Raw genomic sequence first — 22,485 nt, 5'->3', positions numbered from 1 at the left:
ATTTACGGCCATTTTTCGTAGATCCCGGTACCAAACAGGGCATAATCATATTTCACCGGATCGGCTGCATCAAAAATGCGTAACCGGGCCGTAAGTTCTTCCACGGCTTTCCAGTCGTTTTGTTTTCGTTTTAGCAATCCCAGTTTCCGCGCGGTATTTCCCGAGTGAACATCCAGAGGGATCATCAGTGCCCGGGGTGGAATTTGCTTCCACAATCCGAAGTCCACCCCGCGGTTATCTTTTCGCACCATCCAGCGCAGAAACATATTTATCCGCTTGGCTGCCGAACCTTTTTCAGGGGCAGCCAGGTGCTTTTCTGAACGACTGAGATGAGGCACCCTGAGCAATTCTTTTCGTAAGCCCGTAATGGCATCTTTTATCAAGCCCTGCCGGTTAAAATATGCGGTACAAACCGTTTCCAGTCCGCCCTTTTCCCGGTAAAGCCATCGCAATGCTTCCACCAGAAACAACAAATCCGAATCATTGAAAGTACGATAAACAAAACCTGCCAACCGTTTCAAATCATCATCCGAATATCCGGTTACAAATTCGTAGGGTGCATTATCCATGGCATGCATCATCCGGGAAGCAGCTTTTAAAATAGCCGGTCGCCGCCCCCACGAAATCAATGCCGTCAAAAAACCGGCAATTTCAATATCTTCCTTTCGGGTAAAACCATGCGGAATACTCACCGGATCCGGTGCAATAAATTCCGGCGTATTATATAACAATACCTTACGTTCAAGAATACCTTTTAATTCACTATCAATCAATACAATATAATTTACAGGAATTGTTTACTTTTGCCCGCAAGTTAAACGAATTTTTGCAATCCTGTTCCTGTCAAATTGATCTGAATGAAAAACCGGTTCAATAACATCTCATCCAAAGAGTGGCTGCCGTTTCAAAAATCATGGTTTTTGTCTGACAGTACCGAAACCCTTTATGAAAAACACATCCGGTTTTTTATAAAATATGACGATCCGGAACACGCCCCTACCCTGTTTTACTACGGTAAAAACAAAGAAAGCCTGTTGCGCGTAGCCGAAAAAAACGGAGCCCGTATTGTTTCCGGCTTCGACGAACCGGTTCAGTATGCATTGATTGATGTCAGAAAAACCGTTCAGGAAATCCGGACCATCGAAGAGTGGGAAACCCTGAAGGCACAAATCCTTTCCATGGCCAAACAGCTTTATCCGCTGCTTACGCCCAAAAGGTTTATTACCATTCTCATTCCCAATCACTTTTTACAAGATCATTATTTCCCTGCAGCATGGGATTTGGCTTATTCCATCGCCACAGGATTGAGCCTGAAAGATGAAAAAATAGGATGCCTGCCCGAAAACACAGATCCACATTTTGAAAACGGCATTTTCTACGTCATCAATTTCCGAAAAGACGATCGGGCCAACGGCCGGTTTGAAAGTGAAACCATTCATTGGGAAACGGCGCCGGTTTCGAAAAAAGAATGTTTTCCCCGGCAGTGGGGCATCATTAAACCCCCGCCACGCGACAAAACTGAGATTCTCCATCCGGCCAAGTTTCCGGAAAACCTCATCAAAGACTTCATCTCCTTTTACACCCGCGAAAATGATAATGTTTTTGATCCCATGACCGGAACCGGCTCTACCCAGCTGGCAGCTGTTCAACTGGGCAGAAACGCTTACGGCACCGAACTAAGCTCATTCTTTACCCGGATTGCCAACAACCGGTTACAAGAATTTCTTTCACCGTCGCTGTTTTCACAAAAAACCGAACAACCCGACTACAAAATTCTGAACAAAGATGCCCGTGACATCGGAAAAAACGATTTTCCGGCTTTCGACTACATCATTACTTCACCACCTTACTGGAACATGCTGAACATGAAAGGAGCCGAAAACCAGGCCAAAAGAAAACAAAAAGGATTGAGGGTAAACTACTCTGACGATGCCGGCGATCTGGGCAATATGGAAGATTACGACCGGTTTCTTTCTGAGCTGGTGAACATCTATTTTCACCTGGCCGGACAACTCAAACCGAACGGATACATGACCATCATTGTAAAAAACATCAAGAAAAAAGGAGTAAATTATCCATTCGCCTGGGATTTGGCCAAAGCGCTCAGTAAAAAGTTTGTTCTTCTTCCGGAATTTTTCTGGCTACAAGACGACATTAACCTGGCACCGTATGGCTACGGCAACACCTTTGTCAGCAACACCTTTCATCATTACTGTCTGAATTTCAAGAAGAAATGACCAGACAAACGACAATCCGTTAAGGAAGGACCATGTCCCGTTTACGCCAAGTGTTTCTTTCGTCTGCCGGCATTCACAAAATAAACTCCGGCAAAAATAAGCAATGAAGCCAGGACTTCCGTTAACGTCAACCGGTCTTTTCCGGCAGCAATAGCCACCAGCGAAGCCATCACCGGCTGCAGGTAAATGTAAGAACTATTGGCCGAAGGCGAAATTTTCTTTAACGAATAGTTGTTCAGCAAATAAGCCAGAATGGTGGTAAAAATCACCACATAAATAATCGAAAGCCAAATGTTTAACGGAATAACCCGAAAATCGGTGTGCAGAAAAGGACCAATCGTCACCGGAATGACAAAGATCAGTCCGAAAGAAAAAACAATCCGCATCACGGTGAGTGGCCGGTAACGCGACATCAGCGGTTTCACCAGTACCAAAAACAAACCGTACGAAGCCGCATTAATCAACACCAGCAAATTACCCAGGGTAGTATCCGAACGAAGCGAAAACTGGCCGTTACGCAAGATCAGAAATGCCGCCCCGCTAAATCCGAGTAAAATGCCGGCCATCTTCATCCCCGAAACAGACTCCTTGATGATAAAATGCGACATCACCAACACCAAAATAGGCGTTCCTACCATAATAATGGAAGCGTTGATGGGCGTGGTCAGATTAAGTCCTTCAAAAAACAGAATCTGATTCAGGGCCACCCCGAAGAAAGCCGCCACAAACATGCGCTTCAAATCGGCACGGGCTACTTTTTCCTTTTTCACCCAAATCGTCGTCAGCCAAAAAGCAGCCGCCGCACCTGTCACCCGTAAAAAAATAATGGCCCGCGGCGCCATCCACACCGGCATGATCCCTTTGGCAATCACGTAATTCAGGCCAAAAATCACATTGGCCCCCAGCACCGCAAAATGGGCAGAAAGGTTTTCTCTTTTCATCCGCCAAACACCGGTAAGTGCCTAAAACGGAAGGTCATCCGCACCTTCATCCATCAGGTTCGAATCGTCCTGCTGGGCTTCCGGCGGAACAGGCGGCAAAGTACTTCCGGCCTCATCGCGCTGCAAACGCCAGGCACGTACATCCGTGTACCACCGCTCGTTATATTCGCGCGACTCAATATTTACCGAAGCAATGATCATATCGCCTTCCTGGTATTTTTCCAGTTCTCTCACCCGGTCGCCCCACAAGCTGATGCAGACTTTCCGCGGATATTGTTCCTCCGTCTCAATCACAAATTCCTGCTTTTCCCATTTATTCCCGTTACGGCTCTCCCCCGAAACCACCGGCAACTTTTTGATCAGCCGGCCTTTTAACTCTACACTCATGTCTGTAAATTTTTGTTATGCGTATCTCATGCAAAAATAGGCAATTTTTCAGGCGTTTTTATCCTTTTTTCAGGGCACGCTATCCCGCAGGGCCGCCTATCGGGCTGTCCGTTATAGTCCCGGCAGCAGAGGCGGTGTATTGCCACAGCCGGCTGCGAGCTTCCTTTGGTCGCTGCAGCCGGGCCATCCCCGGTTTCAACAGGCACTACATCCGCTTCTGCTGCCGGGCGCTGCCACTGCCATCCCGTGTGCGAAATTATACCAATTGTATTTTAAAATCTACAATGGTAAATGCCGATATTAAATCAAAGCACTTTGGGTTCATTTCAATCCCAAAAGCCCATTTTGATTTTCAATCAGTATTATAAACCCGGTGATTATTTTCCTGCGAAAATCCTACCTTTGCCCCGTCATTAAAACATAAAAATGAAGGTCACTTTTCTCGGCACCGGTACATCTCAGGGCGTTCCCGTTATTGCCTGCCCCTGTCCTGTATGCACACAGGGCACAAAAAAAGATCACCGGCTGCGCAGCTCTGTTCATATCGAACACCACGGCCTTCATCTCAACATTGACGCCGGACCCGATTTCCGTTATCAATTACTGCGCGAAAACATCAAACAACTCGATGGCGTACTCATCACCCACTGTCATAAAGACCATATTGCCGGACTCGACGATGTACGGTCATTCAATTACCTCTACAAAATGGCCATGCCGATTTATGCACTTCCACGCGACATCGAAGCCATCCATCGCGAATTTTCCTATGCTTTTGCTGAAACCCGCTATCGCGGGGTTCCTGAGTTCAAGACAATTCCCATCAACCACGACCCGTTTTACATTAAAGATCTCGAAATTATTCCGCTGCCCGCATTACACATGAAAATGGAAGTATTGGGTTTTCGCATCGGCGACTTCTCTTATCTGACCGACACCAATTACATTCCGGGGGAAACACTTGCCCGCATGGCAGGCAGCAAAGTAATTGTTATCAATGCCTTACGGAAAAAACCCCATCCTTCCCATTTTTGTCTCTCCGAAGCCATAAAGGCACTTGAATTCCTTCGCCCTGAACAAGGATACATCACCCACATCAGCCATTTAATGGGTTTCCACGACGAAGTAGAAAAAGAATTACCTGATTTTATTCACCTGGCTTACGACCGACTGACCATCGAAATTTAAGGCTTATCCGGTTTTCCGTTTTGCGAACAGAACAAAACACATACCGGCGAACCGGCTTGGGTTTCGCTGACAAATTTCAATTTCCCGGTAACCGCATCCCGACGAAATACGACCAGGTTGTTCGACTTCTGGTTGGCTACCACCAAATACTTCCCGTCAGGTGTAAGGGCAAAATTCCGCGGCCAGTTTCCCCGAACCGGTTCCCAGGCTACCGGCTGCAAAACGTTTCCATTGTCGGTTACTCTAAATACAACCAGCGTATTGCTGCCCCGGTTTGAAACATACAAAAACCGGTAGTCAGGAGAAAAATGGATGTCCGCCGCATAACTCTTTCCATGAAAATCTTTGGGCAAAGTAGCCCAGGTACGAACCGGTTTCCAATGCCCGTCAGATTCTTTTTTTACCAGGGTCACCGAATTCCCTTCTTCTCCCACCACAAACAGCGATTTATTCCCGCGGTAAAACACAAAGTGACGCGGACCGGAGCCTTTAGACAGCGCCAACGTTGCCGGCGAACCGGCAATCAGCCGTTTTTTCACCGGATCGAGTTGCGAAAACCACAGCTGATCGGTCCCTAAATCGGTAGCCACCACCTGGTTGGTTCCCGGAATAAATTTTGCCGCATGTGCATGAGGGGTGCGTAATGCCGAAAAATGCTTCTGCGTAAACAATAACGGCGAAAGTTTTCCATTTGCTTTTAACTTTAACAATCCTACCGTGCCACTGCCGTAATTCGCCGTTAACACCCAACCGGAAGGACTTACCGAAACATAACAGGGCGCATCTCCGCCGGAACGGCTTTGTCCTAAAAAAGCCAACGTATCGGCATAAACGGCAAATGAGCTTACCGTTCCGGGATTATTTTCGTTTACCGCCAGCAAAAAACGCTCCCCGTCACCAAACGTCAAATAACTCGGATTGGATGTTTTTGCCTGAAGGCCTTCCGGATGAAGAATGCCGTCTTCTGTTAAACGATACTTGTAAATCCCGCGGCTTGAACCCTGTGTATACGTTCCCAAATAAAAAACATACGAACGGTTTTCTGTGTTATTTTTCTGCGCCTTCAAAAATCCCGGTAAAAGCAACAAGAAGCCGGCAAAAACAGCATAAATCGTTTTCATTTTTCTTTCGTTTACTTTTTCAAAAATAAACAACTCTGCCCAATCATTCAAACGAATAACATCACTCTGGTTTATATTCGGGTTAATCGTTTAGCCCCATCGTTCAAGTGTCCACCCGGACAATGGACTTATGTTGTCCGACTTGAAAAGTGGCCGGCTCTAAGACATAAATACCATTCGGAGAATCTTACGGACATAACGAACGCCCATCCTGTTTACTCATCCCTGTTTTTTCTTTTTCTCCGGCTGCCGGCATATAGCTCAAACTGAATCAGTCGGCTTTCAATGGCGCCATTGTACAGAACAATTTTTCGCGAGGGCTTTAATCCGATAAACTTGGCAACTTCCGGATTACCGGTAATAATCCATGCCTCATACCCCTGGAATTTCGTTTTCAGCACATCGCCAATATGCCGGTATAGCTCAATCAAATCCCGATCTTCCAGCCGGATACCGTAAGGCGGATTAAACATCAGGATTCCTTTTCCGCTTTCGGGATTTACTTTTTCAAAAGGTTTGTTTAACAACACCACATCTTTGTGCAAGCCCGCATTTCTCAGATTCATACGGGCCATTCCAAAAGCTTTGTATGATTTATCGGAAGCAATAATCGGATAATCGTATTCTGTAATTTGTCCGGCGGCATCCTGTTTTACGTTTTCCCATAAATCCGGTTCAAAATCTTTCCAGTCTTCAAAAGCAAAATGCTTTCGATAATAACCGGCCGGAATCTGCATGGCTTCCATGGCCGCTTCAATCGGAAGCGTTCCCGACCCACACATCGGATCAATAAAATCGCCCTCTTTTTTCCAGCCGCTGAGCCGTATCATTCCGGCTGCCAGCACCTCATTCAGCGGTGCCTTGTCAGCTGCTATCCGGTAACCGCGTTTGTGCAACGATTCTCCCGAGCTGTCCAGCGAAATCGTGCACTTATCCTGACTGATATGGACATCAATATAGATCTGCGGGTTTTCTTTACTCACAAAAGGCCGTTTTCCGGTTTTCTCGCGAAACAGGTCGGCAATAGCATCTTTGGTTTTTAATGCCACATAATGAGAATGGGTAAGTGAAGAATGAAAAACCGATGCCGAAACAACAAATTTTTTCCGCACATCAAAAAGTGCCGGCCAGTCAATGCGTTTCACTTTATCGTACAACTCTTTTTCATTTCGCACGGTAAAAACCCCCACCGGCTTTAATATCCGCAATGCCGTACGGCACAAGTAATTTACCTTGTACAACAAGTCCTTTTCACCGCGAAAATAGACTACTCTTTTACCCGTTTCAACCGATACAGCCCCCAGGCTTTCCAGCTCACTGGCCAGTACCCCTTCAAGCCCGGCAAAGGTTTTGGCCGTCAGGTCCATGCCTTTTTCAAATTTTTTTAATGGTTTCATGCCCGGCAAAAGTAGAGAAAAAGGTTGAGAATCATTTTCCCGGAGCCCTTATACAAACCGAAACTCTTTTTCCGGGACATAACCCGGCTTTATTTTCTAACAAGAATGTCTTTTCAGGGAAACAAAAGCCTAAAAAAGGAACAGGTAAAAACAAAATACTGAACACGGAAGTTCTTGCACAGCAGTCTTATTTTTATCTTTGTAAAAAACTATGCTGCCTTATGGTGTATGCTCTGGGCGAAATGCTATTGGATGTTCTGGTAAAAGAGGAGATTCCTCCGGAAAAGTATCTTTCTTTTGGCCATGCCGGAGGTGCCATGCTCAACGTGGCCGTTTCGCTGGCACGTGCCCACATAAAAACCGCGCTGATTTCAGAATCCGGGGATGATGCCATAGGAGCTTATCTCATCCGGTTTTTGAAAAACAATCAGGTAAATACATCCTATATTCAACAGTATCGCAAACATCGCACTTCGGTAGCACTGGCAAAATTGGATCTCCGGAAAAAACCGGTCTACACCTTCCGGAAACACTACCCCAAACAACGCAGATTACGCTCTCCTAAAAAATTTAGCGCTTCTGACATCTTGTTATTTGGCTCATTATATGCTCTGGATCCGGCTATCCGCCCGGAGATAGAAAAAATTCTTCATGCAGCACAAAAAGCAGGAACCCGCATTGTTTACGATCCCAACATCCGGTTGGCAGAAAAGCTTGCAGACAAATTCCGCCGTGAAGCGCTCTTGAACAACCTGAAATCCGCAAACATTATCAAAGGTTCCGATGAAGATTTTCACGCTATTTTCGGGCCAAACACACCGGAAGAACAGGTTTCGGCTTTGCAACAGATCAATCCTGAAGCCATTATCTTTATCACCCTGGGAGAACACGGGGCTTTGGCCGCCTGGAAAAAGAAAATAATACACAAGCCGGCACAAAAAATCAATGTGATCAGCACCATTGGTGCCGGTGATGGTTTTAATGCCGGACTCATCGCAAAAATCGAAAGAGAAAAATGGCTACTTGAAGATATACCTGCACATTTAGAAGCCTGTCTCGACAGTGGCATTGCTTTTTCTGCTGCTGTATGCGCTTCAAAAGACAATTATATCCCATCAACTTTTATTACCTGATAAACCGTTATATTTGCCAGGCCGGGACCTTCCGGTATTTTGATAAACATGGAAATTATGCCTCACATTTTTTCGCGAAGAACAACCTCATCGTTACCCGGAATTTTTATCCTGTTTCTTTTTGTGATCCTCATGGAAAACGGACTTTGGGCTCAGGCCGTGTGGCTTAAACCGGCCAACCCGGGACCCAACGACAGCGTTACGCTCTTTTTTGATGCTTCCAAAGGAAACCAGGCGCTGAAAAACTATAACGGCGAAGTGTATCTGCATGCCGGAGTCATCACCAACAAAAGTCTCGACAGCCACAGTTGGAAAAATGTGGTCGGCAACTGGGGCAAAGCCGATCCGCATGTACACATGCAACGGGTAGGAAAAAACCTTTATGCTTTCCATTTTGTAATCCAAAAGTTCTACAACCTGCACAAAGATGAAGTTGTACAACAACTCACTTTTGTTTTCCGTAATACCAATGGTTCCAAAGTAGCCAAAGACAAAAACGGGCAGGACTTCCTGATCCCTGTTTTTGGATACAAACCACCGGTGAAAAAAAAGGCCGTTTACCTGTTCCAAAACCGGAAAATCCAGCATTATTCTCTTAAAAACGGCGTTCTAACCCTGAAAACCGACCACGGTTCTACCCAAATTACCTTTTATACACCTAAAGTGGCTGAAATCAAAAATTTCAAAGCATCTCCCGATGTCCCGGATTCATCCGTGGCCATTATTTTATCGCCACGCAAAGGAATTTCATCTTTGAAAAATACCAACACCAGCTTGATTTTCAGCACCGACAGCTTGCAGGTTATCATCCATAAAAATCCGGTGAAAATCGAATTTGTGTATCACAACGATACTTTGCTACGCGAAACAAGAGGCTATTTCCGCCGTTCGGATAACAATGGACTTCAATTTAAAATGGCACCCGGAGAACATTTCTATGGTTTGGGCGAACGGGCCGTTGACAATTTAAAAGGAAAACACTTTGAACTGTTTAACCAGGCCCACTACAATTATCAAATTGGAGAACCCAATTTGAATTTCTCGGTTCCCATTTTACTCTCATCAAAAAAGTATCTGCTTTTTTTTGACAATCATGAAAAAGGCTACGCCGACCTGGGCAAATCGATAAAAAACCAATTAGAGTTTGGCGCCATTGGCGGACTGATGAAATATGTTTTCATCGCCGGTTACAATTACACTGACCTTTACCGGTCGTACGGACAACTTACCGGAACACAACCGCTGCCGCCACGTTGGGCCTTGGGCAACCTGCAATCGCGCATGGCTTACCGAACCCAAAAGGAAACCGATTCCATTGTCCGGCTGATGCACGAAAAACGTTTTCCTATCGACGCCATCATTCTGGATTTTTATTGGTTTGGCGACAGCATCAAAGGAACCATGGGACGACTGGCATGGTACAAACCACACTGGCCGCATCCCCAACAGATGATCCACCAATTCAGAAAAGAAGGCGTAAAAACCATTCTTATCACAGAGCCTTACATTCTCGACACACTGAAAAACTTTCACATTGCCGACAGCTTGCATATTCTGGCCACCGACAGTCTGGGAAAGACTTACGTGAACAATGAATTTTATTTTGGTCCGGGAGCGTTAATCGATATTTTCAAACCCCGGGCCAGACAATGGTTCTGGCAACAGTACCAGAAACAGATTAAAATCGGCGTAGCCGGATGGTGGGGCGATCTGGGCGAACCCGAAAGTCATCCTTTTGACCAATACTGCATAAATGGCAGTGCCTGGCAAATCCATAATGTATATGGATTTTACTGGGAAAAAATGCTTTTCGACAATTACCGGAAATACTATCCGCAAACCCGTCTTTTCGATTTGAACCGGGCCGGTTATGCCGGTTCGCAGCGCTGGTCGGTTTTTCCGTGGTCGGGTGATGTAGCCCGCAGCTGGGGCGGCTTACAGGCACAGCTTCCGGTAATGATACACATGAGTCTCAGCGGGATGCCTTTTATTCATGCCGATGCCGGTGGTTTTGCACAAGGAGTCAAAGACGACACGCTTTACACCCGCTGGCTGCAGTTTGCCTGCTTTTCTCCCATCTTACGGCCACACGGATCCGGAATCCCTTCAGAACCGGTATTTTTCGATGATACCACCCAGCGCATTGTCCGCTATTTTATGGATGAACGCTACCGGCTGCTGCCTTATCTTTATACCACCGCCTGGAAGGCTCATAAAAACGGAACGCCCATCATACGGCCGCTCTTTTTTGCGTCTCCTGCCGACAGCATCACTTATTCTGTTATGGACGAATACTTGTGGGGAGATGATTTTCTTATCGCTCCTGTCTTGAAAAAAGAAATCCGAATCCGCAGGATATATCTTCCGGAAGGCGTCTGGTACAATTGGTGGAACGGCAGAAAATATACCGGCAAACAATGGATTGTTCTTCCGGTAAACCTGCAAACCATTCCGGTTTTTGTGAAAGCCGGAAGTTTTATTCCTCTTGTTCCTGTTCCACACAACGAAAAAGGAGATATAAGCACCGATTATTACACTTCCCGCAAACTAACTATCCGGTACTATCCGAGCTATCAAAAAGAAGCCCAAGGAGAAATGTATGAAGATGACGGAAAAACTTACGGGGCTTACGAAAAAGGAGCTTTTCAGCTTTTACATTTTCAAAGTACCGGCAATAAAATTTTCCGGTTTACCCTTACCGGTAGCGGTTACCAAAAAATGCCAGAAAAGCGGAAAATACAATTGGAAATCATGTTTCGTACCGACCCCGGGAAAAGGACTTACAAAATGATCCAAAACGGGAAAACCATAAAAATAAAACGGTTAAGTCAATCCCATCCGGAAACCGGATTACGCACCACCCAAAAAGAAAAACCGGTTTGGTATTACAACCATAACAAAAAATGTATCGTTATCAATTTTGTTTGGCAGGGAAAAACCGTGGAAATTAACATGAAATAGTTACCGGCTCAAAACACCTCCTAACTTTAAGTATTTTAGGCACTTCAAACTTTAAGTACTTCACACTTCAAATTTTAGGCACTTCAAATTTGTCACCAAATTCTCAATCCCATGGTTTCCATTAACCGGTATTTATTCAGTGTAATTTTATATAAACCGGCAAGGTAAGCCAGTTTAGCACGCGTCAGCGATGTTTCGGCATCCAGCAAAGCGAGGTTAGTTACATATCCGCTTTTGTACTGCACACGGGCCTGTTGCACAGCTACCTGTGCACTGATAATTTCTTCTTTGGCCATCTTCAGCTGTTTAACACTGGTCATTAAATCCGATTCGGCCTGCTGCACCTGGCGGCTGATTGTCTTTTGCAATGCCGACAAATGGTTTTGTAATGCCTGAATCTGCCAGTCGGCGGTTTCCATTTTTGCCTTTTTCAGGTTTCCTTCAAAAATGGGAAAATGTGCCGCCATCCCGAGCACCCAGTTACTCCGTAACTTGTACAACGATTCGGGATACCCGTCTTTTAACCCATAACTTCCTATGGCACTTAATGTAGGCGCAGCACTTAAACGGGCCAGATTTTTTTGAATCTGTGCCGACTGTTGGCTGATTTTTGTCAGTTTTATCTCTTCACGATAGGCAAAAGCCGTTTGTATCAACGAATCAACCGACAACGGGGGAACGGCTTTAACAAACCGGCCGGATAAATGAATCAGGGTATCTTTATGAAAATTCAACAACGACTTCAAAACAATTTCGTTTTGTTTCAGCATATTTTCGATACCGATTTTTTGTGTTTCAACAGCTGTTACCCGCACCCGCGTGGTCAAAGTATCCAGACTCACTGCAGAACCCGTTTCCACCAATTTTTTGGCTGTAGCCAGATGTTGCAACAAGTCGTGAATCTGTTCATCTTTTACCTTCAGGCTCTCCTGCAAAAACAAAACAGAATAAAAAGCCTGTACGGTACGATAGGCCAACTGGTTTTTTAACAAATTGATTTTCTCTGATTCGGCCAGCTTTGCCGATTGCATCAGGCGTATCCATTCATCACGCCGGTGAAAATCAAAAATCAGGTACTGCACATTCACATGACCATCATAATTATGTGCCGGAGTCAAATCGAACGATCCTCCGCCGGGGAAAGGCATCGTAATAGAAGAAACCGGCCCGATATAATCGTAATAAAGATCGGCTGAGATCTGCGGATATTTGCTGCTTTCCGATTGTTTTACGCGTCCTTCGGCCATCTTCACATAATCTTCCGCTTCGTGTAGTAACGGTTGGTTATTGGTCGCCAAACGAATGGCTTTTTCCAGTGTTAACGAATCATTGATTTGACTTTGTGCCAGCGAAAACAAAGGCATAAAAGCCACAACAATCGACAAAAGAAAAGTTTTCATCCGGATGATATTTTGTTTTCTATTCATGAGTTTCTCTTTTTGTTTTTAAAAACAACAAGGGGATAATCAGTGCAGCCGTCAGCACGGCTCCCACATAAAAATCATCATTGATTCCCTGCACAAAGGCCTGTGCCACTACGTTTTTTAATATTAACATTTGCGCCTGCAGTTCAGCTATATGAGGCGAAGCTCCGGCGGCCGAACCGGCAAAGTTTTCAAGATGTTTCATCACGTTTTGGAACGTGGGAGAATACGCATCTAACTGTCCGCCAAAAACCTGCGTATGAAAAGTTACCCGTTGTGTCAGCAAGGTTCCCAATACGGCAATACCAAAACTTCCGCCAATCTGCCGTACCGTATTAAATAGTCCGGAAGCCTGGCCGAGCTGAGCTTTCGGAATATCAAAAAGGGCAATGGTTGTCATAGGTGTAAAAATAAATCCCAAAGCCAATCCCCGAATATACATGGGGAGCATCACCTGCGAACGCATGGTTTGCAAAGAGAAAAAGCTGAATAAATACAACGAAAGGGCCATTAACAACATTCCGAAAATTGCCGGAATCTTAGGATTCACTTTGTCGGTAATTTTTCCTGCCAGAGGAGATACAAAAGCCTGTAGAATCCCTACCGGGAAAAATACCAATCCCGCCTGTAAAGCCGTATAGCACAATGAATTTTGCAGATAAATCGGTAAAAGAAAAGCGTTGCCGTAAAAAGCAATTCCAAAAACAAACATAATGAGGGACGACAAGCCGAAATTCCGGTCTTTAAAAAGCCGGATATTCACAATAGGATATTCCACCAGCGTTTCCACCAAAAAGAAAAGCACAAAACTCAACGCCGAAATAAAAAAACAGCTAAGAATAAATACCGAAGACCAGCCATCGGTATTCCAGCTGGAATTGGCGGTTGACAAAGCCAACAACAAAGCTCCAAGAGCAATGGTCATGGTCACAAAACCGCCGATATCAAAACGGGTGCTCTCTTCAGCTTTATATTCTTTTTGAATAATCCAGACCACCAAAAGTCCGATTACGCCTATGGGAACATTGATATCAAAAATGGCATGCCACGAAAAATTATCCACAAGATATCCTCCGGCGAGTGGTCCCAACGAGATGGATGCTGCAGCTGCAATGCCCCAGAATCCCAACGCAATTCCCCGTTCTTTGGGAGGAAAAACACGCGTAACAATGGCCATACCTACCGGCATCATCAATCCGGCACCCACGCCCTGCAAAACCCGAAACAAAATCAGAACTTCTTCATTCCACGAAAGACTGCACAACAAAGAGCCAAAGGTGAAAAGAAAGAATCCGAACATATAGCTTTTCTTATAGCCAAACCGGTCAGAAAGCCATCCGGAAGAAGGGAGTATCACGGCAAAAGCCAGCATATAAGCCGTCATTACCCACTCGATCTGATCCACACTAACGCCAAAGGCGGCCATCATTTTCGGAAAAGCCACACTCACAATAGTGGAATCGAGCACGGCCATGAACGTGCCAATCATTATACTTACCAATACCCACCATTTATTGGGTTCGGTAGCATCGGTCTCCCACGTTACTTCAGGAGAATTACCAAATTGCAAGTCCTTTTTCACCTCTCCGTTTCAATTTAATTTCCACCGACATTCCTGGTAACAGACCATATTTTAAAGGTTCTTTTCCCTCCGGATGGATGGATATTTTAACCGGAATCCGTTGGGTTACTTTAGTGAAGTTTCCCGAAGCATTATCAGGTGGGATCAACGAAAATAGCGCTGCGGTATTATTGCCCACCTGAAAAATCCTCCCTGTAAATTTCACCTTCGGATAAGCATCCACATGGATCTGAACCGTATCACCCGGCGAAACTTTAGCCACATCCGTTTCTTTCAGCATGGCAGTTACCCAGACATTTTTCAGGTTATAAATGGTAAAAATGGTTTGTCCGGGAGCTACCACATCACCGGTCAAAATCCAGCGCTTGGCCACGACCCCGGAAACAGCCGAGTACAAACGAGTATGTGAAAGCTGGGTTTTAATCACCTGAATACTCGAAGTCAGCGTGTTTATTTTACTTTTGGCCATGGCATATTCCACTTTTGCCGCCTGATACTGTTTAAAAATATTGTCATATTTTGCCTGCGGCAAAACATTGCCTTTTAACTGGATTTTTGCCCGGTCGAGATTGATTTTTGCCTGCTCGAGCCGCACTTTGGCCAAATCAATCCCCAAACGGGCCACATGCAAAGAAGTTTCCGCCTGATGCAAACGGGCCACTAAATCAGACGAATCCAGCACCGCCACCAGTTGTCCTTTTTTTACGTGATCCCCTTCGTCTACATACAAAGCCACCACACGCCCCATCATTTGCGGACTTAAATTCAACTTATTGGCATCTACATAAGCATCGTCGGTTTCCACAAAACCGGTTTTCTGGATATACCAATACCCACCCGAAACCAACGTGATCACGATCAAAATCACACCGGTAAGAATACTTCCCCATTTACTTTTCTTTTTCTTCTGTTTTTCGACAGATGCCGGGGCATTTTCCGAAGTTAAAGTCTTTTCTTTGTCCATTATTTCAACCTGTTTTTACTCAAAATTTTTATAAACTCGCGTCAACAACATTTCCAACTGTTCAACCTGCTTTTTATTCAGGTTTTTGTAAAGCCGCTGATGCACATCTGAAAAAATAGCATCAATTTCAAGCGCTTGTTCCAGGGCTTTATCCGTCGGGTAAATCAGATACTCTCTTTTATCACGAACATTTACTTTACGAGTAACATAACCCAACTGCACCAATCGTTTCACCCCTTTACTAATTGTTGCCTTATCCAACAAAAGGGACGAAGCAATCTGCTCTTGCGTTTGTCCTTCATGGCACAAAATAAAGTGTAGAAAGAAAAACTGCCCTACATCCAAATCACTATCTTTGAGTTTCTTGGCAACCATATTATAAATTCGCTGCCGGATTCCTGCAATCAACCGGCCGATACCCGGCTCATAGCTTTTCATTCGATTCCGTGATGAAGATTCATCCATTATTAAAACTTTAAACATTATCAATCCACCGGCAAAAATAAAAATAAATTAGTTTACTATGCAACTAATTTTTTCATTTAATATCGATTAACCGATAAGTTATTCCATGTTTGGCGTATTACCCTTTCGGAAAACAAAGTGCCCGTGCGGTGCAAGATCTAAACGACACAACATAAAGATTCTTCACTCGCCTTCCGCAAGCACACACATCGTCCACGTTTGTCAAACGCGGACGCATTTCCAATAAACATTATCCTGATTTTTCCACTTTTCAGGTTTTGGATCAACCTGAAAAGAGAGATTGTCCAGACAAAAATTTGCCTTTGCAAGACACAGAAAAGCGATAAAACATATCCACAACTATCTTCTTCCGCCGCCTCTCATGGCTCCGCCACGGGATCCGCCACCGAAAGACCGCGTTCGGTTAACCCTTGCCGCTCCCTGACGACGACTTTGGTATGAACGGTTCAGATTTTGACGCTGCTGCGGAGTCATGGATGGCCGGGACGGTGAAGTTGACGGCCGGGTCTGAGGCTTTTGTGCCGGCTTAGCAGACGGGCGGGTACGGTTGTTGTTTTGAGGAATCCAGTTACCGCCTTTATCCCGTTTATAAACATTTCCCTTTCTATCTGTATAAACATTATTTGGGCGGGTTGAAGGTCGCATTTTTCCGTTAAGGTTCCGGGTTCCACCGGGAGTTCCGGTACGAACGACACCATTAGGACGTCTCCGGTAAACGTTGTTGTAAGCCATCCTGCGACCAGGTCCCCGATGGTATCCGGGATAACCGCGACGATATCCGGGATAAAAACCCCGCGGGCCCCACCAACCACGATAAGGATGAAAACGCCACCCGATCCAGCCAAAACTCAATCCAAATGAAAAAGTCCAACCGGTATACGGATTCCAATGTACGCCAAAACCCCAGGTAACCGGTCGCGGATAATAATAATGGTTATACCAGGGATGATACCGGTAGCCGGTACCATAAACCACACAACCATTGTAGGCAAACGACCAGTTGTAGCCCGGCAGGTAACCCACATACACCACATCCGGTGTTGACTCGTACACGTAAACATATTTCACATTATAAGCATAGGATTCCGGCGGGATCTGATCAACTCCCTCCGGCCGTTTATCACTAACTTTCCAGGGGCCCGTTGGGTTATCAGACACAAACCAAACACCTTCATCCACGGCATAATATTTTTTATCAACGAGCAAAACCGTTTTGTCACTGTTTTTGGCTGCAGCGATTTCCGTACCTTTTATCTTTTCGAATTGGGGAGCGCCATCCCATTTCACTTCCACTGTAGCTGTTTTCCTGTCAATCGTTGCCGTTTGAGGAATAACCTGCTCCAATAATGCATCCTGCGCTTCCGGAGTGTTGGGCACACTGGCAAGGACATCTGCAATACCTGAATCCTCTGGAATTTTAGAGAAATCGGCAGGCAACGCCGAAGGCTCCACAAAAACCCAGCTCCCGTCTTCCAGCGATTTTGATTTATACCAACGACCGGCAAGCAATACATAATAATATTGCGTATCGATATTCATGATAATATCGCTTGAAGTATTGGTAACAAACAACAAATTGGTATTGTTGATGGCGGCATATTTGGGCTTTCCCTCCGTGCTGATCAATTCGGACGGTTTGGTGACAACAATTATTTCGGGAGCCGTTTTCATTTTTTCCGAAATTGAATCGAGATCGGTTTCCGGCATGTTTTCATCAGCAAATTTTTTGATATCAGAAGGCACTTTGGTTACCGGTTTATATCCCGAAGTCAGCTGGGATGATTCATACCAGAATTTACCCCCTTTTATATAATATTTATGTCTTTTTTTTACGATAAAAAACGGGGTATTGACAACATAATCAAATTTCTGTCCCTGGATTTCTTTAATAATCGGTTCACCGTCAATACTAATCAGAACTGCCGGTTCGGTACGAAAATAGATATCAGGAGGCGCGTTATTCAGCTTTTGAGCCATCACCTTTAAATTGCCGGTATTTTTTAAATCAGCCATAATCCGGTCGAGAGACATCACCATATCCCAGGATTCTATTTCCTGAATCAATAATTTTCGAAATCGCTCTATCCTTGCTGTATCCGTAAAGTTGGGAAAACGAATTCTGGTAATATCTATTTTTTCAAGGGTCGCTGTACGCTTGTCATAATCTGTAGAAATTCTGGCCTTAAACCATAAAGCCCCGAAAACAATATCTTCGCCCTTCGGGGTGACCGACAAAGCCATACGGCCCTGCAAAATATTCCCTTCAAATTTTTCGAGCTGAGGCTGATACAAAACGACTACCGTTCCGTTTTTTACAATTTCGCGAGGCCATGTCAATCCTTTAACCCCATCAGCCAACAGGGTTGGCAAAAGAAAAAACAGAGAAAAACAAAAGAGCACAAATCTTTTCATGAGAATTAAATTTTAGAAATTAAACAACAAAAGCCTCTCCACCTTATCTACAAAGATAAAAAAAGTTACACAATGTCACCGGTTTAAAGAATTGTACCGACCTGAAAGAGAAATACCAAACGCAAAATGCTGAATATTCACCTTCACTCATGCATTTATACTGTAAAGTATCTGCTGCAAACGGATAACGCGACGGGATGTAATTTCAAGTACTTCAAGTGACTAAAGTTTGAAATTCCAAATGACAAAAAAACAAATCCCAAACTATTGAAACCACCTATTTATTATTTTACACTCATTATCGACACGAAACATCCTTCCATTCAATACATCAGAGATCCTTCACTTCGTTCAGGATGGCACCAAAAAATACAGAAAACTGTAAATCACACTTAAACTCATTCTTTTCAATGACCAATGACTAATGACAAAAGTTAGGAATGCCTAAAGTGGGAAATGCCAAAAAACAAAAAATCAAATCGCAAAAAAAATCCCAAATTCTAAAAATCAACTAGTTTGTCCTGCTGAACGCAGTGAAGCATCTCTTTGAACAGTCGTGATTATTTTTGAGATTCTTCACTTCGCTATCGCTCCGTTCAGAATGACAGTAAAACATTAAAATCAGTCATTCACCGTTCTACACTCATCATTCATCCTTTCCCAATGGCCAATCTCGGCGCAGGGATTGAAGTGGCAGCGCCCGGTGGCAGAAGCGGATGTAGCGCCTGTTGAAACCGGGGGAATGGCCCGGCTGCAGCGACCGAAGGAAGCTCGCAGCCGGCGGTGGCAATACACCGCTTCTGCCGCCGGGACTATAACAGAAAGCCCGTGCCAGCCTGTGCGCAAGCCCGCCCCAAACAAAAAAGAAAATCTTCCGGTAAAAAATCAACAATAAAATGTTTAAAACTTTGGTCAATTGGAAAATAGTTTCTATTTTTGCACCCCGATTTTCGGACGAAATAGTAAAAAGGCTTAAGAAACAAACAGATAGATGGATACATTAAGTTATAAGACAATCAGTGCCAACAAAGCCACCGCCAAGAAAGAGTGGGTTTTGATTGATGCGGAAAATCAGGTATTAGGCCGACTGGCTTCGGTAGCTGCCAATTTCCTGCGGGGAAAATACAAAACCAATTTCACCCCCCATGCCGATACGGGCGATTATGTTATTATCATTAACGCCGATAAAATCCGCCTGACCGGTAATAAATGGGATCAGAAAGAATACATTCGTCACACCGGATATCCCGGGGGACAACGTGTTACGCCAGCCAAAGATTTAATGGCCAAAAAGCCCACTGCCATGGTGGAAAAAGCCATCAAAGGCATGTTACCCAAAAACAAACTGGGAAGCCAGTTGTTCAGAAACCTTCATGTGTACGCAGGCAGCGAACACAACCATGAAGCCCAAAAACCGAAAAAAATTAATTTAAATTCAATCAGATAACAGCATGGAAGTCATTAATGCTCTCGGAAGAAGAAAAACTGCTATTGCACGTATTTATGTAAAAGACGGCGACGGTAAAATTACCGTAAACGGACGTGATTATAAAGAATACTTCCCTATTGCCACCCTGCATTATGTTGTGGAACAACCCATGCTCCTCACCGAAACCCAGGGAAAATACGACATTAAAGTCAATTTAACAGGTGGTGGTTTTAATGGTCAGGCTGAAGCACTTCGCCTTGCCATCTCAAGAGCCCTGCTTAAAATTAACGAAGAAGAATACCGACCGGTACTCAAAGAACATGGTCTTTTGAGAAGAGACCCACGTATGGTGGAACGTAAAAAACCGGGACAACCCAAAGCCCGTAAGAAATTCCAGTTCTCCAAACGTTAGGATATTTCAGGATATTGGAATGCGTTTAGTATCCAAATTGCTGAAACTCCGTTTTAACGGACTATTCAGCAATTGATTTAAGTGAATGTAAACAAATTAAACAAATTAAAATGGTAAAAGTAACCTTTGACGAAATGCTCGAGGCGGGCGTACATTTTGGCCACCTCAAACGCAAATGGAATCCGAATATGGCTCCCTATATCTTTATGGAGCGTAACGGAATCCACATTATTGACCTGTACAAAACCCAGGCTAAACTGGAAGAAGCAGCAAAAGCCATGAAACAAATTGCCAAGTCCGGTCGCCGGATTCTTTTTGTTTCCACCAAAAAACAGGCAAAAGACATTGTGGCTGAAATGGCCAAAAAAGTAAATATGCCTTACGTAACGGAGCGTTGGCCCGGCGGTATGCTGACCAACTTTGCCACCATCCGGAAAGCCGTACGTAAAATGGCTGCCATCGACAAAATGATGACAACCAGCTCATGGAAAAACTTGTCGAAACGGGAACGCCTGCAGGTTACCCGCGAAAGAGCCAAACTGGAAAAGAACCTGGGAAGTATTGCTGACATGGCCCGTATTCCGGCAGCTTTGTTCATTGTGGACATTAACAAAGAAAAAATTGCCGTGGCTGAAGCCCGCAAATTAAACATTCCGATTTTTGCCATGGTCGATACCAATACCGACCCGAATCTGGTTGATTTTCCCATTCCGGCCAACGATGATGCTTCAAAAAGTATTGCTTTGATTATGAATGTAGTTACCTCTGCAGTAGCTGAGGGACTGGCCGAACGGAAAATGGCCCGCGAAAAAAGTGCTGCTGAGAAAAAAGCCAAAGAAGATGCCATTGCTGCAGCCAAAGAAGCTGATCTGAAAGCAAAATCAGAAGTTCTGAAACAGGCCGAAGAAGAAGCTGACAGAGCAGCTGAAAAAGAAGGCAAAAAAACTAAAGTGGTGAAAAAGGTAAAATAAATTCCGAAAAAAATTAAAAAATGAAAATAACTGCTCAACAAGTTAACGAACTAAGAAAAATTACCGGCGCAGGAATGATGGACTGCAAAAAAGCCTTGGTTGAAACCAACGGTGACCAGGAAAAAGCCATCGACTACCTGCGTAAAAAAGGCCAGAAAGTGGCTGCCAAACGAGCTGATCGTGAAGCTGCCGAAGGTGTTGTTCTGGCCAAAGTCAGCGACGACAAAAAATTTGCCGCTGCTGTAATGATCAACTGCGAAACAGACTTTGTAGCCAAAAACCAGGATTTCATTGCTTATGTTCAGTCGGTTATTGACCTTGCTGTAGCCCAACAGGCCAAAAGTCTGGACGAATTAAAAGCCATGAAACTGGGTGACCGCACAGTAGAAGAATCGGTTATCGAAAAAACCGGGGTTATCGGAGAAAAAATCCAACTCGGAAAATACGAAGTGGTTGAAGCAGAAAGCACCTACGCATACATTCATCCGGGAAACCGCATTGCTGCTATTGCCGGGTTAAACAAAGCCGGTGATGCTTTTGCCGAAGCCGGACATGATGTTGTAATGCAAATTGCTGCCATGGCTCCTGTAGCTGTTGATAAAGACCGCGTTCCGCAGGAAGTGATTGATCGCGAACTGGAGATTGGAAAAGAACAGGCGCTCCAGGAAGGAAAACCGGAACAAATGGTTGAAAAAATTGCCATGGGTAAACTGAATAAATTCTTTAAAGAAAACACCCTGTTGAACCAGGCTTTTATCAAAGATTCCAAAAAAACGGTAAAACAATACCTGGAAGGTTATGATAAAGACCTGACTGTTACTGACTTTAAACGTCTTGCTTTAGGTTAAAGCTTGTTTTTAGTGAATAAATTCCAAGCCGGTGGAGATTTTCTTTACCGGCTTTTTTTATTCTGCCAACAAAAAAGGCTGCCCGCATAAAGCCGACAGCCTTTATTATGTAAACTCCACACTTTTTCGCTACGATAATTTCTTTTTTACCAGCAAGGCAATGGTTTTATTATCGGCTTTGCCGGCAAGCTGTTTGGAAACAATCCCCATTACTTTTCCCATTTCTTTCATGGAAGAAGCGCCGGTATCTGCAACTACTTTATCCACTACAGCCTGAATCTCTTCCTCCGACATTTGCTCCGGAAGGTACTTTTCAATAATTGAAGCCTGGTATTCCTCTTCTTCAGCCAGATCAGCACGGTTTTGTTCCCGGTAAATTTTTGCCGTATCGCGGCGTTGCTTCACCAGTTTCTGCAACAATTTCAACTCTACGGTTTCCGGAATCTCCGCATCACCACGTCCGCCTCCGGTTTTTTCCAGCAGCAAAGCTGCTTTAATTGCCCGCAAAGCTTCCAGTTTACGCCGGTCTTTGGCCAGCATGGCTTCTTTCAAATCCTGATTAATCAAATGTTCCAACCCCATAAAGCAACCT

At 44.5% G+C, this 22,485-nt stretch carries 19 protein-coding genes; 8 read left to right on the top strand and 11 right to left on the bottom strand.

What is annotated here, in order from left to right; genetic code table 11:
- Positions 1-2 precede the first annotated feature (2 nt).
- On the bottom strand, positions 3-773 hold the full coding sequence (locus LA303_RS03695; protein WP_240526586.1) for a TIGR02757 family protein: 771 nt from the start codon (positions 771-773) through the stop codon (positions 3-5).
- Positions 774-857: 84 nt separating this feature from the next.
- On the opposite strand from LA303_RS03695, the gene LA303_RS03690 reads away from it, so the two are divergent.
- On the top strand, positions 858-2,237 hold the full coding sequence (locus LA303_RS03690; RefSeq protein WP_240526585.1) for a DNA methyltransferase: 1,380 nt from the start codon (positions 858-860) through the stop codon (positions 2,235-2,237).
- 41 nt (positions 2,238-2,278) lie between these two features.
- Here the strand turns inward: LA303_RS03690 and LA303_RS03685 are convergent, their stop codons facing one another.
- Together LA303_RS03685 and LA303_RS03680 are read right to left on the bottom strand one after the other, a co-directional pair.
- Positions 2,279-3,178: a DMT family transporter gene (locus tag LA303_RS03685; RefSeq protein ID WP_240526584.1), complete on the bottom strand. Its 900-nt coding sequence runs from the start codon at positions 3,176-3,178 to the stop codon at positions 2,279-2,281.
- A 21-nt stretch (positions 3,179-3,199) separates the two neighbouring features.
- Positions 3,200-3,565 (bottom strand): DUF3127 domain-containing protein, encoded by a 366-nt coding sequence (locus LA303_RS03680; RefSeq protein ID WP_240526583.1) that lies wholly within the window; start codon positions 3,563-3,565, stop codon positions 3,200-3,202.
- A 426-nt stretch (positions 3,566-3,991) separates the two neighbouring features.
- Between LA303_RS03680 and LA303_RS03675 the strand changes: the two genes are divergently transcribed.
- Complete coding sequence (locus LA303_RS03675) at positions 3,992-4,753, top strand: MBL fold metallo-hydrolase (RefSeq protein WP_240526582.1); 762 nt, start codon at positions 3,992-3,994, stop codon at positions 4,751-4,753.
- On the opposite strand, the gene LA303_RS03670 is transcribed toward LA303_RS03675, so the two are convergent.
- Positions 4,750-5,874, bottom strand: a complete 1,125-nt coding sequence (locus LA303_RS03670; protein ID WP_240526581.1) for a lactonase family protein — start codon at positions 5,872-5,874, stop codon at positions 4,750-4,752. The two genes, LA303_RS03675 and LA303_RS03670, sit on opposite strands and share 4 nt — an antisense overlap.
- A gap of 215 nt (positions 5,875-6,089) precedes the next feature.
- The gene (locus tag LA303_RS03665; protein WP_240526580.1) at positions 6,090-7,271 is read right to left on the bottom strand and encodes a THUMP domain-containing class I SAM-dependent RNA methyltransferase; all 1,182 of its coding nucleotides are present in this window, start codon (positions 7,269-7,271) and stop codon (positions 6,090-6,092) included.
- Positions 7,272-7,492: 221 nt separating this feature from the next.
- Here LA303_RS03665 and LA303_RS03660 point away from each other — a divergent pair, with 221 nt between their 5' ends.
- Positions 7,493-8,404: a carbohydrate kinase family protein gene (locus LA303_RS03660; protein ID WP_240526579.1), complete on the top strand. Its 912-nt coding sequence runs from the start codon at positions 7,493-7,495 to the stop codon at positions 8,402-8,404.
- A gap of 57 nt (positions 8,405-8,461) precedes the next feature.
- Positions 8,462-11,365, top strand: coding sequence for a glycoside hydrolase family 31 protein (locus LA303_RS03655; protein WP_240526578.1), 2,904 nt, complete (start codon positions 8,462-8,464; stop codon positions 11,363-11,365).
- Between the two features lie 92 nt (positions 11,366-11,457).
- Here LA303_RS03655 and LA303_RS03650 read toward each other — a convergent pair whose 3' ends face one another.
- From LA303_RS03650 to LA303_RS03630, 5 genes are all read right to left on the bottom strand, one after another.
- The gene (locus LA303_RS03650; protein ID WP_240526577.1) at positions 11,458-12,792 is read right to left on the bottom strand and encodes a TolC family protein; all 1,335 of its coding nucleotides are present in this window, start codon (positions 12,790-12,792) and stop codon (positions 11,458-11,460) included.
- Positions 12,785-14,371, bottom strand: coding sequence for a DHA2 family efflux MFS transporter permease subunit (locus LA303_RS03645; RefSeq protein WP_240526576.1), 1,587 nt, complete (start codon positions 14,369-14,371; stop codon positions 12,785-12,787). Before LA303_RS03645 ends, LA303_RS03650 begins: the two co-directional genes overlap by 8 nt.
- Positions 14,346-15,335 carry an HlyD family secretion protein gene (locus LA303_RS03640; RefSeq protein WP_240526575.1) on the bottom strand — a complete coding sequence of 330 codons (990 nt, stop codon included), beginning with the start codon at positions 15,333-15,335 and terminating at the stop codon, positions 14,346-14,348. Before LA303_RS03640 ends, LA303_RS03645 begins: the two co-directional genes overlap by 26 nt.
- A gap of 15 nt (positions 15,336-15,350) precedes the next feature.
- Positions 15,351-15,818, bottom strand: a complete 468-nt coding sequence (locus LA303_RS03635) for a MarR family winged helix-turn-helix transcriptional regulator (protein ID WP_240526574.1) — start codon at positions 15,816-15,818, stop codon at positions 15,351-15,353.
- 342 nt (positions 15,819-16,160) lie between these two features.
- The gene (locus tag LA303_RS03630; RefSeq protein ID WP_240526573.1) at positions 16,161-18,233 is read right to left on the bottom strand and encodes a hypothetical protein; all 2,073 of its coding nucleotides are present in this window, start codon (positions 18,231-18,233) and stop codon (positions 16,161-16,163) included.
- A gap of 991 nt (positions 18,234-19,224) precedes the next feature.
- Here LA303_RS03630 and rplM point away from each other — a divergent pair.
- From rplM to tsf, 4 genes are all read left to right on the top strand, one after another.
- On the top strand, positions 19,225-19,680 hold the full coding sequence (gene rplM / locus LA303_RS03625; RefSeq protein ID WP_240526572.1) for a 50S ribosomal protein L13: 456 nt from the start codon (positions 19,225-19,227) through the stop codon (positions 19,678-19,680).
- A gap of 4 nt (positions 19,681-19,684) precedes the next feature.
- A complete protein-coding gene (rpsI, locus tag LA303_RS03620; RefSeq protein WP_240526571.1) occupies positions 19,685-20,074 on the top strand; it encodes a 30S ribosomal protein S9 in 390 nt (129 codons plus the stop codon).
- Positions 20,075-20,184: 110 nt separating this feature from the next.
- Positions 20,185-21,045, top strand: coding sequence for a 30S ribosomal protein S2 (gene rpsB, locus LA303_RS03615; RefSeq protein ID WP_240526570.1), 861 nt, complete (start codon positions 20,185-20,187; stop codon positions 21,043-21,045).
- Positions 21,046-21,065: 20 nt separating this feature from the next.
- Positions 21,066-21,893, top strand: coding sequence for a translation elongation factor Ts (gene tsf, locus LA303_RS03610; RefSeq protein ID WP_240526569.1), 828 nt, complete (start codon positions 21,066-21,068; stop codon positions 21,891-21,893).
- Positions 21,894-22,022: 129 nt separating this feature from the next.
- Here tsf and LA303_RS03605 read toward each other — a convergent pair whose 3' ends face one another.
- Positions 22,023-22,475 (bottom strand): GatB/YqeY domain-containing protein, encoded by a 453-nt coding sequence (locus tag LA303_RS03605; protein WP_240526568.1) that lies wholly within the window; start codon positions 22,473-22,475, stop codon positions 22,023-22,025.
- Between the last annotated feature and the right edge of the window lie 10 nt (positions 22,476-22,485).

The organism is Candidatus Sulfidibacterium hydrothermale (assembly GCF_020149915.1).
In the GTDB taxonomy this organism is placed as follows: domain Bacteria; phylum Bacteroidota; class Bacteroidia; order Bacteroidales; family F082; genus Sulfidibacterium; species Sulfidibacterium hydrothermale.
The sequence above is the reverse complement of the archived record's forward strand: the minus strand, read 5'-3'. Positions and strand labels throughout refer to the sequence as shown.

What these genes read in the sequence shown, in the direction of transcription:
- rpsI (WP_240526571.1), top strand. Translation starts at nt 19,685, where the DNA reads ATGGAAGTCATTAATGCTCTCGGAAGAAGAAAAACTGCTATTGCACGT.
- LA303_RS03685 (WP_240526584.1), bottom strand. Translation starts at nt 3,178, where the DNA reads ATGAAAAGAGAAAACCTTTCTGCCCATTTTGCGGTGCTGGGGGCCAAT.
- LA303_RS03660 (WP_240526579.1), top strand. Translation starts at nt 7,493, where the DNA reads ATGGTGTATGCTCTGGGCGAAATGCTATTGGATGTTCTGGTAAAAGAG.
- LA303_RS03655 (WP_240526578.1), top strand. Translation starts at nt 8,462, where the DNA reads ATGCCTCACATTTTTTCGCGAAGAACAACCTCATCGTTACCCGGAATT.
- LA303_RS03650 (WP_240526577.1), bottom strand. Translation starts at nt 12,792, where the DNA reads ATGAATAGAAAACAAAATATCATCCGGATGAAAACTTTTCTTTTGTCG.
- rplM (WP_240526572.1), top strand. Translation starts at nt 19,225, where the DNA reads ATGGATACATTAAGTTATAAGACAATCAGTGCCAACAAAGCCACCGCC.
- LA303_RS03675 (WP_240526582.1), top strand. Translation starts at nt 3,992, where the DNA reads ATGAAGGTCACTTTTCTCGGCACCGGTACATCTCAGGGCGTTCCCGTT.
- LA303_RS03690 (WP_240526585.1), top strand. Translation starts at nt 858, where the DNA reads ATGAAAAACCGGTTCAATAACATCTCATCCAAAGAGTGGCTGCCGTTT.
- rpsB (WP_240526570.1), top strand. Translation starts at nt 20,185, where the DNA reads ATGGTAAAAGTAACCTTTGACGAAATGCTCGAGGCGGGCGTACATTTT.
- LA303_RS03670 (WP_240526581.1), bottom strand. Translation starts at nt 5,874, where the DNA reads ATGAAAACGATTTATGCTGTTTTTGCCGGCTTCTTGTTGCTTTTACCG.
- LA303_RS03635 (WP_240526574.1), bottom strand. Translation starts at nt 15,818, where the DNA reads ATGTTTAAAGTTTTAATAATGGATGAATCTTCATCACGGAATCGAATG.
- tsf (WP_240526569.1), top strand. Translation starts at nt 21,066, where the DNA reads ATGAAAATAACTGCTCAACAAGTTAACGAACTAAGAAAAATTACCGGC.
- LA303_RS03665 (WP_240526580.1), bottom strand. Translation starts at nt 7,271, where the DNA reads ATGAAACCATTAAAAAAATTTGAAAAAGGCATGGACCTGACGGCCAAA.
- LA303_RS03630 (WP_240526573.1), bottom strand. Translation starts at nt 18,233, where the DNA reads ATGAAAAGATTTGTGCTCTTTTGTTTTTCTCTGTTTTTTCTTTTGCCA.
- LA303_RS03605 (WP_240526568.1), bottom strand. Translation starts at nt 22,475, where the DNA reads ATGGGGTTGGAACATTTGATTAATCAGGATTTGAAAGAAGCCATGCTG.
- LA303_RS03680 (WP_240526583.1), bottom strand. Translation starts at nt 3,565, where the DNA reads ATGAGTGTAGAGTTAAAAGGCCGGCTGATCAAAAAGTTGCCGGTGGTT.
- LA303_RS03640 (WP_240526575.1), bottom strand. Translation starts at nt 15,335, where the DNA reads ATGGACAAAGAAAAGACTTTAACTTCGGAAAATGCCCCGGCATCTGTC.